Genomic DNA, 15094 nt, shown 5'->3' on the forward strand with positions numbered 1-15094 from the left:
TTGTTTGTGCTGCCCGCGTCAGAACAGCGCGCCTTGGCTGTCGTCGTGTGATGGCTGTGCCGGCTTGGGCAACGCGTCCAGATCGATCCATTCGCCTTGCGCTGTCGCCACGCCTGCGCGAACAGTACGTCCGGGATACATCGGCGTAACGGCGGCGACATAGCCACGCAACTGCTCTGCGTAGGCGGCGCGTTCAACGGGCAGCAAACGCAGCTTGTAGTCCACGACGAGGACTTCGTTGCCGCGCTCGATCAGGCGATCGATACGCAGCAGCGCGCCATCGGGGCTGAACAGTTCGACCTCGTTGTGAGCAGCGTCGAAATGCGCGGGGTCAAATACGTGCGCCAGGGCATCGGCTGCGAGCATGCGGCGCACCGCTTCCGTGGCTCGGGTGGCCTCGGTTTGCGTGGTGCCCGTCGCCCCGAACCAGCGTGTGATGGTGTCGGCGTCTGGGGCCTCTTCTGGCAAGCCATGGCGCGTCAGGCGTTCCAGCACGGCATGCAGCAGTTCGCCCTGCGCAACGGCACCTTGATCAAACACGATATCGGTGCCTTCGGCTTGCGCACCGGTTCCACCGACGCGCACCGTTACCGTGAGCGGCGCGCGGAAGTCGTGGTACGACACGGTTTCGCGCTCGGAGGTCCTCCCCTCTGGGGCCACCGCGTCGTCGAGCATCGGCGCCGGGGATGCGACGCCCGCTGTCGCCAATAGCGTGTACCAACTGGCGGCGCCATCCACCTCGGGCACATCGCCCTCCTCCACCGATTGCGCTGCCGTGGCATCGCGCTTGTTGGCCACCCCGGAGACGATCAGCGCCTGACGGGCACGCGTCATCGCCACGTAGAGCAGGTTCCAGTTCTCGCGCTCGGCAAGCGTGTTTTCCTGCGCGAATAGCGGATCGCGCGCGCGGCCCCGCTCGGCGGTCTTGCCGAATGCGGAGAAATGCGTGGGCGCCTCAGCGCCGGGGGGCCAGTCGATCAGGATGCCCGCACTATCAGCACGGGTGTCGCTGTGATGGGTGTCGAGCAACACCACAAACGGTGCCTCGAGCCCCTTCGACGCGTGCACGGTCAGGATCTGCACCGCATCGAGGCCTTCGCTGGCGACTTCGGCGTCGATGGCATCCGGCGCTTCCGCATCGGCTTGCGTGCCTTCGTCGGGGCTTTCGTCCTCGTCGCCCTGGCGGATGGCGCGCAACTCGGCCGTGAACTTCGGCAGGCTCGGGTAGCGGCCGCCATCCAAGTCGAGCGCGAGTTTGAGGAATGCATCGAGGTTGGCGAGTACCTGGTCGCGATTGGCCGCTGGCGCGCGCTCGGCGTAGCGGCGCTTGAGTTCACCGGTGTAGACGATGTGATCGAGCAGATCGTGCACAGGCAACGTGGGCGCGACCGCCAACCAGCGCGCGAGCATGCGATGGGCATGGCGCAATGCCGGCGCGGCATCTGCGTGATTCGACAGTGCGATCAGGCGCTCCCACCACGTCGGCGCGAACGTGCTGTCGCCGGCCTGCGCGATGGCGATCAGATCGTCATTCGTGACGGCAAACATCGGGCTGCGCAACACATGCGCTAGCGAGAGGTCCGCTTGCGGCGTCATCAGGAAATCGAGCAACGCACACAGGTCAAGCGCTTCGAGCGTGGCGAGCAAGCCGCCCCGGCGTGGGCTGATGTAGGGCACGCCGGCGTCACGCAGCGCGCGCTCGTAGTCGGCAAGGTAGCGCTTGCGGCGAACGAGCAACTGGAAATCGCTCCAGCGCGCCGGGCGCTCCATGCCGCCTTCGCGAATGCGTTCGTTGGCGTGCAATGCGCGCAGGCAAGCGGCGACCTGGCGGCCCTCGTCGTAGCGTTGCGTGTCGCCAGTCTCTTCACGCGGCTCGGTCAGCGTATCGCGCGGGGCAGCTTCATCCACCTCCGCGGCTTCGGGCACGGGCACCAGCGGCAACAGCAGCGCTTGCCCGATGGGTGCATCAACGGCGGTGCTTTGCTCGGCGTAGATGGGGTAATCACCACGCGCCCGCGCTTGCTGAAAGACGGCGTTGACCCACTCCAGCACGGCCGGCGCGTTGCGGCGCGTGCGGTTCGTGCGCAGCACGATGGCGCCAAACTCGGCGACGAGCATCTCGCGAGCAGCATCAAACAAGCGCGCATCTGCACGGCGAAAGCGGTAGATGGACTGTTTTGGATCGCCCACCAGAAACACGCTCGGCTGCGTGCCGGTGCCCGCATAGCCGGCCAGCCAGCCTTGCAGGATGCGCAACTGCATCGGGTTCGTATCCTGGAATTCGTCGAGCAGCAGATGCTTGTAGCGCGCATCGAGCCGCACCTGCAGGTAGGCCGCCGTGTCCTCTTGCTGCATCAGGCGGGCGGCTTCCCATTCCAGATCGGTGAAGTCCATGGCGCGCGCCTGGCGCTTGTAGGCCTGGTAGCGGTCGATCAGCGCATCACCCAGTGCAAACAATGCAGCGTTGACGGCGCGCACGTGCGCTTCCTGGCGGCGCGCCTGAACGGTGGTCAGCGCTTCGCACAGCGTGGCGTGCAGGGTCACCAGCGTTTGCGCGTGGTCATCGCCAATGGCCTTGACGAGTGCCTTGGTCGGCTTGCACGCGCGTGCCTTGCCGGCCTGCGTGTGGAAGGCGGCAAACAACGCATCAAATGCCTGCGCGCGTGCCGCTTCGCCGGACACATCGATCCCGCGTGCGGCTGTCACCGCCGATTCGATGGTCACCGCGCGCTTGCCCTCGGCTGCACCACCCTGCCCCAGCCAGCCAGACGCTCGCAGCATGTCAGTCAGCAGCGCCGCATCCTGCAGCGTCTCGATCAACGGATCGATCGTCGCGTCGTCACCGAGCAATGTGTCGAGCGCATCCAACGGGCGCCCGCCCGCCTGCGTCTTGTAGGCCCACCAGTCACTGCGCTGGTGAAACATGGCATCGAGCAACCTGCCGGCCTGAAAATCGCCAACCAAATCGGCAAGCGTTTCGTATGCGACGCGCAATTGCACGTGATCTTCCGCCAGCAGACCGCGCCAGAACGGTGCCCACGCCTCACGTCGCAGCCGACCGGCATCTTCACGCAACGAGGCGCCCTGCTGTACGCCCGAAGACAAGGGTGCCCCGCGCAGCAATGAGCCAAACCAACCGTGGAAGGTATCGATCGCCATGCGTTGCGGCGATTCCAATACACGCGCGTACAACCCGCGCGCTGCGTCGACCAGCGCTGGCGCATCGCGCTCATCGACCGTGCGCGCAATCAGCTCGCGCACCACGCCGTCATCGTCTGCGCTCGCCAGTTGCGCGAGGATGTCCAGCAAGCGCTGTCGCATCTCTTCGGCAGCCTTGCGTGTGAACGTGATAGCGAGAATGTCGCCCGGCGCTGCGCCCGCCAGCAGCAAGCGCAGCATGCGCGTAACGAGCAGCCACGTCTTGCCGCTGCCCGCGCACGCCTCCACGACGACAGAGCGCCGCGGATCGCACGCAGCACGCGAAAAGTCCTCGGGTGAGACCGCCGCGCCGTCGCGCTCGTAAGCGTGGTCGCTCATGCCTGGCCCTCCGGCTCACGTGGTGCGCCATTGGTCCAATACCCCTTGCGGCAGAGGCCGCGCGCGGCGCAATAGCGACACGCCGACTCATCACCAAAAGCCGGCAGCGGTGCCCCGGCCGCCACGGCCGTCATGTCTTTCTGCATCTGCTCGATCAACCAGTCGACAACCTGCGTGAAATCCGGCAACTCGACATCGCGTTTGTCGCCGCGCGCCTCGCCGTCGAGCGAGACCCAACCACCCCGATCCGCGCGCGCATCGAGCACGCCATAGAACGGCAACTGGCAATCCTCGAACGGCGTTTTGGCGCGACGCACCAGCACCATGGGCGATTGCGTCTTGTAGTCCAGCACCGCCACACCGTGTTCTGCGTGCACATCAATGCGGTCGATTCGGCCGCGCAAGTGCAGCGGGCGCTCGTTCGGCAGGGTGATGGACGTATCCACCTCCACTTCGCCCGCGTCGAAGTGCCACCCGTCGGCTTCGCGCGCGGCCTGCCATGCCAGGTACGACGGCATCACGCCCAGCCAGCGTCGATAGAACCGCAGCGCGTTGCCGTCCTCGGCCAGCAGTCGGCCGAACAGCTCATCGGTGATGGTCTGCAGCAGCGCCCGGCGATCCGCTGCGTCGTGCATCGGCGTCTCCAGCAGTTGCCGGTGGAAGCGATGCAGGATCGCGTGGAGGATCTCGCCGATATCGCGCTTTTCCAGTTCGTCGGACACCTCTTCCAACTCACCTAGCCGGAGCATGCGACCGACAAAGAACTGATACGGGCAGCGGCGCAGGCTGTTGTAGGCGGCAGCGCTCAGTGTGCCGGGCACCAGCGCGGGCGCTGCGGGTGCGGGCATGTCGGTTGGCTGGCTGGTCGTCTGCAGGCTTGGCAACACAACGGGGGTATCGATACGCACACCGCTCACGGCCAGACGGCGCTGCAAGCGCTCAAGCCAACCCGATAGCCGATTGGGCTCGCCGCGCCCACCATGGCGTTGCCAGCTCAGCACGACCTCCGGCTGATTGAGCAGCACTTCGGCCAGGTCACGCGCCTGCTGGGCGAAACGCTGTGCGCGGTCGGGCAACCCCAGTTCGCGGCGCACGTCGTTGGAGAAAAAGAGCCACTCCGGCTGTGCGGAGGGCAACTGCGCATCGTCACAGCCCACCACCACCACGCCATCAAAGCGCCGCATGCGCGCGCCGTTGAGCGGCAGGATGACGACACGCCGGTCCGCCGGCGGCGCTGGCTCGCTGAAGACGGCCGACTCCAGCAACATCGACAGCAACGCGCGCCATTCGACCAGCAAGAAGCGCGCTCCCGCATCCGCGCTGCCATGCACGGAGGTACGCAAGCGGTCGATCCAATCCAGCAATTGACGGCCAGCATCGTCGTTCTGCAGCCCGGTGCGCATGTGCAGTCGATCGAGCGTGCCGGACAGCAATGTCATCCAGGCGTCGAGCGTGGCATTGCCGGCGCGGCGCCAGAGCGCTGCCTCGTCAGCCAGCACGCCCAGTCGATCGGCCAAGCGACTGACTTGCGGCTCGCCATCCGCATCGTCGGCCGGGCGGTCCGCCACCAGGCGCCGCAAGCGCCCCCACCCACCTGTGACGTTGTGCCGGCGCACGCGACGCTCCAGCTCCGTGACCCACGCGGGCGCGGGGGTGCCCGCACCGGTGCCGGTGTCAGCATCGCGCAGGCAAAACGGGCTCTTGATGAGGTCGAGAAGCGCAGCGGTATCGCCATCGCCCTGCACGACATCGACCCAGCGCATCAACGCAGCGGCGGCGCGCGTGGTGGAGAGCTTCCAGCCGGTCTCATCACGCACCGGCACATTCACGCGCGCAAGCAGCGCCCGCACCCGCCGCGCAACGATGCGATCCTGCGCCACCAGCGCCAAGGAACGACGCCCTGCGTTCAGCCAATCGACCAGCGTATGGGCGGCAAAGGCGGCTTCGTCCTCAAAGCGCGCCGCACCGGCGATGCGCAGGACAGGTGCGGGAATCTGGCGATCGGCGTCATCGTCCGCGGCCTGTGCGGGTGTCGCACATTCGGGCCACGCATGGAGCAGCAGGTTGCGGAAATCCGCATGCGTCGCCGCGTCGGCAAACGACGCCTGCGCTGCATTCCAGTCGTAGCCGATGCTCAGCACCGGTACGCGCTCGGCGGCTCGCTGCAAAAAATCCAGATCAACGGCTTCCGGGTCGGTCGGACTCATCCACACGATCGGCCCGCGCAGCGCGTCGAGCAAACGCCGCATCGCACGCAATCGCACCGGAATCGGGTCTGCCGCGCTCGAAAGCAGGCGCCAGAACGTGAGCACGATGCGCGACTCGGTGCCAAGAAACCGCTCCGACAACTGCGCATACGTGCGCTCCAGCGCCTCGGCCAGCGCGCCTTCCAGTTCATCCTGTCGGCCTTCGGCATCGCTATCCGCCGCATCGAGCGTCAGCCACCGCTGCGACAACTCATCGGACACGGTCACCAGCACCTGGGCCACGCCCCAGAGCGCCGCATCGTCCTGCGCACCAAGTGCTTCGCGCAGCCACGCTTGCGTCTTGAGTGCCTGCTGCACGGCCAGCAGTCGCGACAGCGCGGTGCGTGCAGCGGGCAATCCGGGCTCGGGTGGCAAATCCAGCAACCAGTGACCCAGCGTCACAATGCGCGGCAGCAAACGCGGCGTGCCCGCAGCCTGCGCGCTGGCATGCAGCGCACTGCGCACGCCGGGGATTTGCGCGGCGGTCGGCACAACCACGGTGGCAGCGCCAGAAGGTTGCGGATGCGCGTCGAGAAAACGCCACGCCGCATCGGCGGCACGTGAGAGGAATGCTGGGCCGGGCGCGAAAGCGAGCGTCTGCATGCAGCGGAGAACAGGTGACAACAAACTGCAGCCATCGCTATCAGCCTGATAGCGACAATCAACAGTTGAAAAAGGGGGCGCCGGTACTATATCAGCAGCACCTGCATTGACAGAGGCCCCAATACACGCCGGTTCGCGTAATCGTGTAATGTATGGGTTTGGCGCACGTCGCCAGCTTTTACGAAATAACAGAGGTTCCCGCCATGAGCGACCAGATCAAGTATGTGAGCGACGCGTCCTTCGAGGCCGACGTGCTCAAGTCCGACAAACCCGTGCTCCTCGATTTCTGGGCCGAATGGTGCGGCCCCTGCAAGATGATCGCCCCGATCCTGGACGAAGTCTCCAAGGACTACGGCGAGAAAGTGCAGATCGCCAAGATCAACGTCGATGAAAACCAGGGCGTGCCGGCCAAGTTCGGCATTCGTGGCATCCCGACGCTGATCCTGTTCAAGAACGGCGCTGTGGCCGCGCAGAAGGTTGGCGCACTGTCCAAGTCGCAACTGACCGCATTCCTGGACAGCCACCTGTAAGCCGTATTTACGGGTAGCGCGCAATCCGTCGCACTACCCGCACAGACGCTGGCGCACTTCCGCCTGGAAGCCCGTCAGCGTTGTGCTAAAATTGCATCGAATCTGTTTCCCCGAGCGTTCGCTCGACCTTTCCCCCCTCCCCCGTTTTTCGTTTCGCTGCCCGTTCGGGCCCTTCCCATTCTTTCGTCTATGCATCTGACAGAACTGAAATCCCTGCACGTGTCCCAATTGCTGGAAATGGCGGGACAGCTGGAGATCGATAACGCGCAGCGCATGCGCAAACAAGAGTTGATGTTTGCCATCCTGAAAAAGAAGGCGAAACAGGGGGAAACGATTTTTGGCGACGGCACGCTTGAAGTGCTGCCCGATGGCTTCGGTTTTCTGCGTTCGCCGGAAACCTCGTATCTGGCCAGCACGGATGACATCTACATCAGCCCATCGCAGATCCGCCGCTTCAACCTGCACACCGGCGACACGATTGAAGGCGAAGTCCGCACGCCCAAGGACGGCGAGCGCTACTTCGCGCTGGTGAAGGTCGACAAGGTCAACACGCAGCCTCCTGAGGCGGTCAAGAACCGCATCATGTTCGAGAACCTGACGCCGCTGCACCCGAACAAGCCGCTCATCCTCGAACGCGACATCAAGGCCGAAGAGAACATCACCGGCCGCATCATCGACATGATTGCCCCGATCGGCCGCGGCCAGCGCGCGCTGCTGGTGGCGTCGCCCAAGTCGGGCAAGACCGTGATGCTGCAGCACATTGCGCACGCCATCGCGACCAACCACCCGGAAGCCGAGCTGTTCGTGCTGCTGATCGATGAGCGCCCGGAAGAAGTGACCGAAATGCAGCGCACCGTGCGCGGCGAAGTGGTGGCATCGACGTTCGATGAACCGGCCGTGCGCCATGTGCAAGTGGCCGAAATGGTCATCGAAAAGGCCAAGCGTCTGGTCGAGCTGAAGAAGGATGTGGTGATCGTGCTGGACTCGATCACGCGTCTGGCTCGTGCCTACAACACCGTGGTGCCGACCTCGGGCAAGGTGCTGACCGGTGGTGTGGACGCCAACGCGCTGCAGCGCCCGAAGCGTTTCTTCGGTGCCGCACGTAACCTGGAAGAAGGTGGTTCGCTCACCATCATCGGTACCGCGCTGATCGAAACCGGCAGCCGCATGGACGACGTGATCTACGAAGAGTTCAAGGGCACCGGCAACATGGAAGTGCACCTGGAGCGTCGCCTGGCCGAGAAGCGCGTCTACCCGGCCATCAACCTGAACAAGTCGGGCACACGCCGTGAAGAACTGCTGATCAAGCCGGACATCCTGCAGAAGGTGTGGATCCTGCGCAAGTTCATCCACGACATGGATGAAGTCGAGGCGATGGAATTCCTGCTCGACAAGCTCAAGTCGACGAAGAACAACGCCGAGTTCTTCGACATGATGAAACGCGGCGGCTAAGTCTCTTCAAACGGTTTAGCCACGTATCGAAAAGCGCACCCACAGTGGTGCGCTTTTTTATTGCTTCGGCAACGGCTTGATTGAGCAGCGGATTTTCTCGTCACCGCTGTGAAACTTGCTAGTTCATTTGCATTACGTGCGCCGCCCGCAAGCGTTTGCTGCCCTCGTCCTTAAACGTCATCGCAAAAGCCAACCCCGGCAACCATACTGCAAACCTGCCTGGGCTGAGCCGCCTGGGCAGCAGGGGAAAGACCACGAAAAACGAACGGGGGAAAACCATGCGCGAAACGTCGCTGGAATGTACAAGTGCGTGCCGAACCGTCGTGGTTGCGTCACGCGCGGGGATGGCGGAGATCGACGAGACGGTGCTGGGCGCGGACTGGCACGTACGGCGTGTCACGTCGGTGCGCGAGCTCGGCTGCGCGATCCGCGATGGGGTGCCCAAGGCTGGGCTGATCGATTTTGGCAGCGGGTTCTCCGCCTCCGAGCTGGACCTGCTGGAGCGCTGCATGCAGGTGCCGCACGTGGGATGGGTGGCCGCACTGCCGGCCAACTTGCTGAACCACGAACGCGTGCGCCAACTCGTGCGCGACTACTGCGTCGACTATGTACAGATGCCGCTGCGCACGGACGAAGCCGCCTACTCGCTGCGCCACGCCTGGGGCATGGCCGCGCTGGCGCAAGAGTCCACGCCGACCCCCAAACCCAACAGCGCCCGCATGCTCGGCGAATGCCCGGCCATGCATAACCTGTTCCGCGCGATCCGTAAGGTCGCACAGAACAGCGCTCCGGCGTTCATCGCAGGCGAGTCCGGCACCGGCAAGGAGTTGACCGCACAGGCCATTCACGAGGCATCGGCGCGGGCCGGCGGGCCGTTCATCGCCATCAATTGCGGTGCGATTCCCCCGCACCTGATCCAGTCCGAACTGTTCGGCTATGAGAAAGGCGCTTTCACCGGGGCCCACCAGCGCCATATCGGCTGGGTGGAGCGCGCCAATGGCGGCACGCTGTTCCTGGATGAAATCGGCGACTTGCCGCTGGAAAGCCAGGTGAGCCTGCTGCGTTTCCTGCAACAAGGCACGATTACGCGGCTGGGTGGGCATCAGGCGATTCCGCTGGATATCCGCATCATCTCGGCCACACACGTGGACCTGGAAGCCGCGCAACACCACGGTGGATTCCGCACCGACCTCTTCCACCGGCTCTGCGTGCTCACGCTTTCCGTGCCGCCGCTGCGTGAGCGCGGCAGTGACATCGTTCTGCTGGCCGAGCACATCCTCGCCCAGCACGCCAATGAGGCCTCGCACCGCATCCGCGGCTTCACGCCCTGCGCACTGCACGCGATGATGCATTACCCCTGGCCCGGCAACGTGCGCGAGCTGATCAACCGCGTGCGCCGCGCCTTGGTGATGACGGACAACCGCAAGATCTCCGCGGCCGATCTGCATCTGGAAGGCTATGCGTCGATTTCGGGCCAGACGCTGGAGGAAGCGCGGGAAGGCGCCGAATCCGACGCCATCCGCACCGCCATCGCCCGCAATGGCTTCCATATGGGCATGACCGCGCGCGAACTGGCGGTATCCCGCGTGACGCTGTATCGGCTGATGCAAAAGCACGGCATCCGCGCTGAACACCCGCTGCATACAGCCTGACTCGTCATTCTTCCTGGGCGGGGTACAGCTTGGCGCTGTGCCCCCCATTTCTTTGCCCAAACGCACGGGATACGACCGCTCAGCGGCCGAGGGGTGGCCCGGGTGCCGCACACGCAGTCAGTGTCGTTTGCATATCGAGCACCCCACTTGGCTTCCGTTAGAAAAGAGTGCCCGCCGGGGGACGGAGCACAAAACCATGCGGCGCAGCCCTGCCGCCGTGCCCTACGTTGCGCCAACGCCACATCGGTGTGTACGGAGCGCGCAGCGAAGGTGTTGTCCGTGCGTCACCCGTATCCGGCGTGCAATTCGGCGTGCGTCATGCCCAAGCCCGCTGCCACGGGCGGTCGCACCCCCACTTCCGGGGGGGTTGCGCACATGCCCCTTGGCGGAGGATGGTTAAGCCACGCATGCGACGTACTCTGTTCGCCGGCCCAGAACACGGGCTGAGCGAAACCGATGGATGGATCGAATGCGCGGGTGGGATCAGGACCGATGGCGGTTCGCACCGGCAACGTATCGGTGAAAGCGCCACGAATGGCGAAGTCGCTGCCTATTGCGAACGCGGGCACCATGACCGCCATGGCCGCAAGGCTCGCAACCACTCCCGCCCAATCGACCGTCCGCCGCAACGGCCAACGCCGAGCACAGCGCTGCGCAATGGTTGGCATGGCTCTCTCCTCCCCATGGGGCATAGAGCGACATCCATGCCATGATGATTAACGCCTTGTTTTTACGGGATATTCCGCGCCCGGAAGAGGGTTCGCGCCAAGTTGGCACACGTTTTTGTGTCGCGCCTGAAACAAGAGCCGCCACAAAACCACGCCATTGCGTCGACCCGCTTCGTAACGAGTGGATTACGCGCCCCGGCACACACTGACCTACAGTGGCTAAGGCGTATCGGCAAGGGTCCCGAGGCATGACCGTGGCAACTGTCATTTTCTTGATACGCCACTAGAATGATTCGGAACGGGGGTCTGCTCCGGCCTGCTTTATCGTCTGGGGCGACAAGGATGTTCGCAAGATCGGTAACAGGTCGAGAACAACGATGAACACTGTTTTGATCGAAGCCCATCCGTTGGTGCGTACGGGCATTGCGCACCTGTTACGGACGCTCAAAGGCGTCACCGGCGTCACCGTCGTTGAGCCAGACGACGGCATGTTTGACGCCATCGAATCCAATGCCGACGCTGGTCTTCTTGTGATTGGCCTACCGCTGCCGCATCTCGACGAGCTGTCCGCCATCGGCGAGATCATGCACCGGCCGCACGCGCGCCACGTGGTCGTGCTGGCCGAATCCGAATCCCCCGACATCATCCGCACGCTCATGCAGATGGGCTTGTCGGGCTATACGCTCAAGCATTCGCCGGGCGAGGTCATCGCGGCTTCGCTGGAGCTGGTGCTGGTGGGCGGGCAATACATTCCGGCCAGCGCGCTGCTGCCCGAATCTCGCCTGGACGGCGCGCCCAACCCGGCGCTGGCCGGCGATCCGCAAACCGATCCCAAGCTGCTCGGCATCACGCCGCGCCAGTACGAGATTCTGGTGTTGCTGTCGCGCGGACACCCCGTCAAGACCATCAGTCGCATGCTGAACATCTCCGAGGCCACCGCCAAGGCGCATATCAGCACGCTGTATCGGCGCCTGAAAGTTCGTAGCCGCACCGAAGCGGTCTACGTTGCCAACCAGCGCGGCGCGCGGCTGCTCTCCGTCGCCTGACTCTCGCGTTTGGACCAAAGCCGGCGTCGCAAAGCCGCAGGCGGGGTGTCGATATACTTGGCGCATGCTTTCGTCCGTCTTCCGCTGGTTCTCTGGCCGCGCACGATCGCGGCGCCTGTCGCGCTACGCCATTTCCGACGCGCTGTGGTCACGCACACTGACCTGCCTGCCCTTCTTGCTGGATTGGCCCGAAGCGGATCTCGCACGCCTGCGTGAAACCGCAACACTCTTCATCGCCGAAAAGGAGTTCACCACCGCGCACGGCTTGCCGCTCACCGATGAGATGGTGGTCGCCATTGCCGTGCAGGCGAGCGTACCGATCCTGGAGCTCGGCATCGCGTGGTATGGCGGCTGGCACGGCGTGGTCATCTACCCGGGCGAGTTCGTGATCCGCAAAGAGGTGATGGACGAAGACGGCGTCGTTCAGCACGTGCGCGAAGAGGCCGCCGGCGAGGCGTGGGAGCACGGCCCGGTCATCCTGTCGTGGCAAGACATCGAACTCGGCGGCGCATTGGCTGCCCACGATGCGCTGCCGTACAACGTGGTGATCCACGAATTTGCACACAAGCTGGACATGCGCAATGGCGAGTCCGACGGCATTCCGGCCTTCTCGTCGCGGCTGCACGCCAATCTCGATCGTGAAGCGTGGGCCGACGCGCTTTACGCGGAATACGACGCCTTTGTCGATCGATGTGACCAGCTTCCCGAACATCGCTGGGAGACGGATTCCATCCTGTCGCTGCTCGACCCATACGGTGCGCAGCACCCAGCGGAGTTCTTTGCGGTGGCATCCGAGGTGTTCTTCGTCGAGCCCGGAGCCTTGCTCGACACGCTGCCGGCCCTGTACGCGCTGCTGCAGGCCTTCTATCTGCAAGACCCGGCGCGACGGACATGGCATACAGAGCTCACCGGGTCGGATTTTCACCACAACAAGTGATGAATGAATTGCTTTTCGTACGCCGGCCCTGGCGCATTTTGCGGGCGGCGCGTTGCCCAAGCCTTTGTTTCTCTGGCATAATCGCCGTTTCTCCACCCGGCAAGTGATTCGACGGCTGGTCGCACGGTGTTCTGACTACCCGAGCACCTGAAGCGCGCCCCGAATTGGCTACCTCAACCCCAGGGCCCATCATGAAAGAAGGCATTCACCCGAATTACCGCGAAGTCGTGTTCCAGGACATGTCCAGCGAGTTCAAGTTCATCACCCGCTCGACCATCCAAACCAAGGAAACGATCACGCTAGACGGCAAGGAATATCCCCTGGCCAAGATCGAAGTCTCGTCCGAATCGCACCCGTTCTACACGGGCCAGCAAAAGGTTCTGGATACGGCCGGTCGTGTCGAGAAGTTCCGCAACAAGTTCGGCAGCAAGATCGGCAAGGCTGCCAAGTAATATCGGCGCCGGAGACGGCTCACTACATGACCCGTCTCACTGGTCAGAAAAAGGCAGCTGCGGCTGCCTTTTTTGTTTGTGGGCTCCCGGCTGGGCGTTTGCGCCCGCTCTTCTTACGATCGGCACGCTGTCGTGCAACCCTGGCCAGGCTCGCCTGGTCTGACACCCGATGAACACCACCCGCGTCTCGCGCATCCGCCTGACTGCAGCAGCTACACGCGAACTGCCGCGCTGGCTGCTGCTCGCCATCTGCGTGATCTATGGCCTGTCAGGCCTGTTCTCGCGCGACCCGTGGAAAAACGAAGACGCCGCCGGCTTCGGCGCCATGTGGACGCTGGCCACCGGCAACACGCAGGATTGGCTGATGCCGAACATCGTCGGGCGCCCGGTCGTGCAGTCGGGGCCGCTGGTGTTCTGGATCGGTGGGGCGTTCATCCGCGTGTTCGGGCAATGGTTGGGGCCCTCGGATGCCTCGCGCCTGGCCACCGCCCTGTTCTTCTTCATCACCTCCGCCTGCATCTGGTACGGCGCCTACTTGCTCGGCCGCCGCGCTGAAGTCCAGCCCTTTGAATTTGTCTTCGGCGGCCAACCGAATACGCGCGACTATGGCCGCACGCTCGCCGATGGCGCGCTGCTGATCTTCCTCGCCTGCGTTGGCTTGGCGCAGCGGGGGCACGAAACCACGCCGCTGGTCGGCGCGCTTTGCTTCGTCGCGGTGGCGGTATATGGCTTGATTCGCGCGCTCGACAAGCCCGTGCGCGGCAGCGTCATCTATGGCATCGGCATCGGCTGTCTGTCGCTGGCAGGCGGGCCGATCCTGCCGCTGGTGATCACGGTTGCCGTGCTGCTGGTCGCGCAGGCCACGCGTGTTTTGCCCGTGCGCCCGCTTCTGACGATCGCGCTGCCGGTATCGCTGGTACTCGGGGGGGCGTGGCCGGCCATCGCCTATCTGCTGGCGACCAATCCGACGGACGCAGTGACTTACATCCGCGAATGGGCCCGTTTTGATCGCCACCAGTACGCCGGCCCGACGGCCCATTCGCTTGGCTTTATCGCGCGCAACCTGCCGCTGTTTGCGTGGCCCGTGTGGCCGCTGGCCGCCTGGGCATGGCGAAGCTGGAGCGGCATGCGCACCGCCCCGCATATCGCGCTGCCGCTGGCTATGCTGGTGCCGCAGTTGCTGCTCCTGCTGCTGCAACCGGCACCGGGCGACGACAGTTTCCTGCTGCTGATTCCACCGATGGCTGTGCTGGCCGCGTTTGCCCTGCCCACGCTGCAGCGCGGCGTGATCAGCGCCATTGATTGGTTTGCGCTGCTGGCCTTTACCATCCTCGGCGGCACGGTGTGGCTGTTGTGGATCGCCAAGATGACGGGCTTTCCGCCGCAGCTCGCGCGCAACGTGTACCGCATCGTGCCGGGCTATCGCCCCGAGTTCAGTTGGACAGCCCTCGCCTGGGCCCTGCTGGTGACGGCCGCGTGGATACTCATTGTCGCGTGGCGCACATCGCGCGCACCCAAGGCCATCTGGCGCGCGGTGGTGATCTCCGCCGCCGGCACCACGCTGATGTGGGTGCTGATGATGACGCTGTGGCTGCCTACCATCAACTATGCGAAGACCTACCGCGACGTGGCGCAATCGGCCGCGCTCGCACTGCCGCGCACCTACACGTGCGTGCAGCCGATCCGCATGGGCGATGCGCAGCTTGCCTCGTTCGCCTACTTCGGTCACATCCGCTTCGGCAATGCGGAGGACAACTGCGACATCCTGCTGCGTCACGACCAATACGATTACGGTGCACCGTCGAGCGTCTCAAACTATGAGTGGCGCCTGATCTGGGAAGGCCGCCGCCCCGCTGACCGCGACGAGCATTTCCGCATGTATCGCTTGACCGAGGCTGCAGCCGCCACACATCCCCCACCCGCCCCTACTACGACACGCCGACGCAAGCTGCGCCAGTAACGACGTCGCGC

At 64.4% G+C, this 15094-nt stretch carries 9 protein-coding genes; 7 read left to right on the forward strand and 2 right to left on the reverse strand.

From position 1 onward, the window contains the following. Positions 1–18: 18 nt before the first annotated feature. Positions 19–3537: a UvrD-helicase domain-containing protein gene (locus tag ACS7SF_RS02265; RefSeq protein WP_439891497.1), complete on the reverse strand. Its 3519-nt coding sequence runs from the start codon at positions 3535–3537 to the stop codon at positions 19–21. Next, entirely contained in the window at positions 3534–6386 is a 2853-nt protein-coding gene (locus ACS7SF_RS02270) for a PD-(D/E)XK nuclease family protein (RefSeq protein ID WP_439891498.1), read from the reverse strand. The genes ACS7SF_RS02265 and ACS7SF_RS02270 overlap by 4 nt, the downstream gene beginning before the upstream one ends. A 203-nt stretch (positions 6387–6589) precedes the next feature. On the opposite strand from ACS7SF_RS02270, the gene trxA reads away from it, so the two are divergent. The 7 genes from trxA to ACS7SF_RS02305 all read left to right on the forward strand — a co-directional run bounded on the left by trxA (position 6590) and on the right by ACS7SF_RS02305 (position 15083). Continuing rightward, positions 6590–6916 (forward strand): thioredoxin TrxA, encoded by a 327-nt coding sequence (gene trxA / locus ACS7SF_RS02275; RefSeq protein ID WP_439891499.1) that lies wholly within the window; start codon positions 6590–6592, stop codon positions 6914–6916. A gap of 189 nt (positions 6917–7105) precedes the next feature. Further along, positions 7106–8368, forward strand: coding sequence for a transcription termination factor Rho (gene rho / locus ACS7SF_RS02280; RefSeq protein WP_048934259.1), 1263 nt, complete (start codon positions 7106–7108; stop codon positions 8366–8368). Positions 8369–8646: 278 nt separating this feature from the next. After that, positions 8647–10020: a sigma 54-interacting transcriptional regulator gene (locus ACS7SF_RS02285; RefSeq protein ID WP_439891500.1), complete on the forward strand. Its 1374-nt coding sequence runs from the start codon at positions 8647–8649 to the stop codon at positions 10018–10020. Between the two features lie 1045 nt (positions 10021–11065). Beyond that, entirely contained in the window at positions 11066–11734 is a 669-nt protein-coding gene (locus ACS7SF_RS02290; RefSeq protein WP_439891501.1) for a LuxR C-terminal-related transcriptional regulator, read from the forward strand. Between the two features lie 64 nt (positions 11735–11798). Next, on the forward strand, positions 11799–12671 hold the full coding sequence (locus ACS7SF_RS02295; protein WP_439891502.1) for a zinc-dependent peptidase: 873 nt from the start codon (positions 11799–11801) through the stop codon (positions 12669–12671). 191 nt (positions 12672–12862) lie between these two features. Beyond that, a complete protein-coding gene (locus tag ACS7SF_RS02300) occupies positions 12863–13123 on the forward strand; it encodes a type B 50S ribosomal protein L31 (protein ID WP_316659081.1) in 261 nt (86 codons plus the stop codon). A gap of 169 nt (positions 13124–13292) precedes the next feature. Next, positions 13293–15083, forward strand: coding sequence for an ArnT family glycosyltransferase (locus tag ACS7SF_RS02305; RefSeq protein WP_439891503.1), 1791 nt, complete (start codon positions 13293–13295; stop codon positions 15081–15083). The last annotated feature ends 11 nt before the right edge of the window (positions 15084–15094 follow it).

The sequence above is a fragment of the Ralstonia sp. 25C genome, from assembly GCF_051904805.1.
Classification (GTDB): domain Bacteria; phylum Pseudomonadota; class Gammaproteobacteria; order Burkholderiales; family Burkholderiaceae; genus Ralstonia.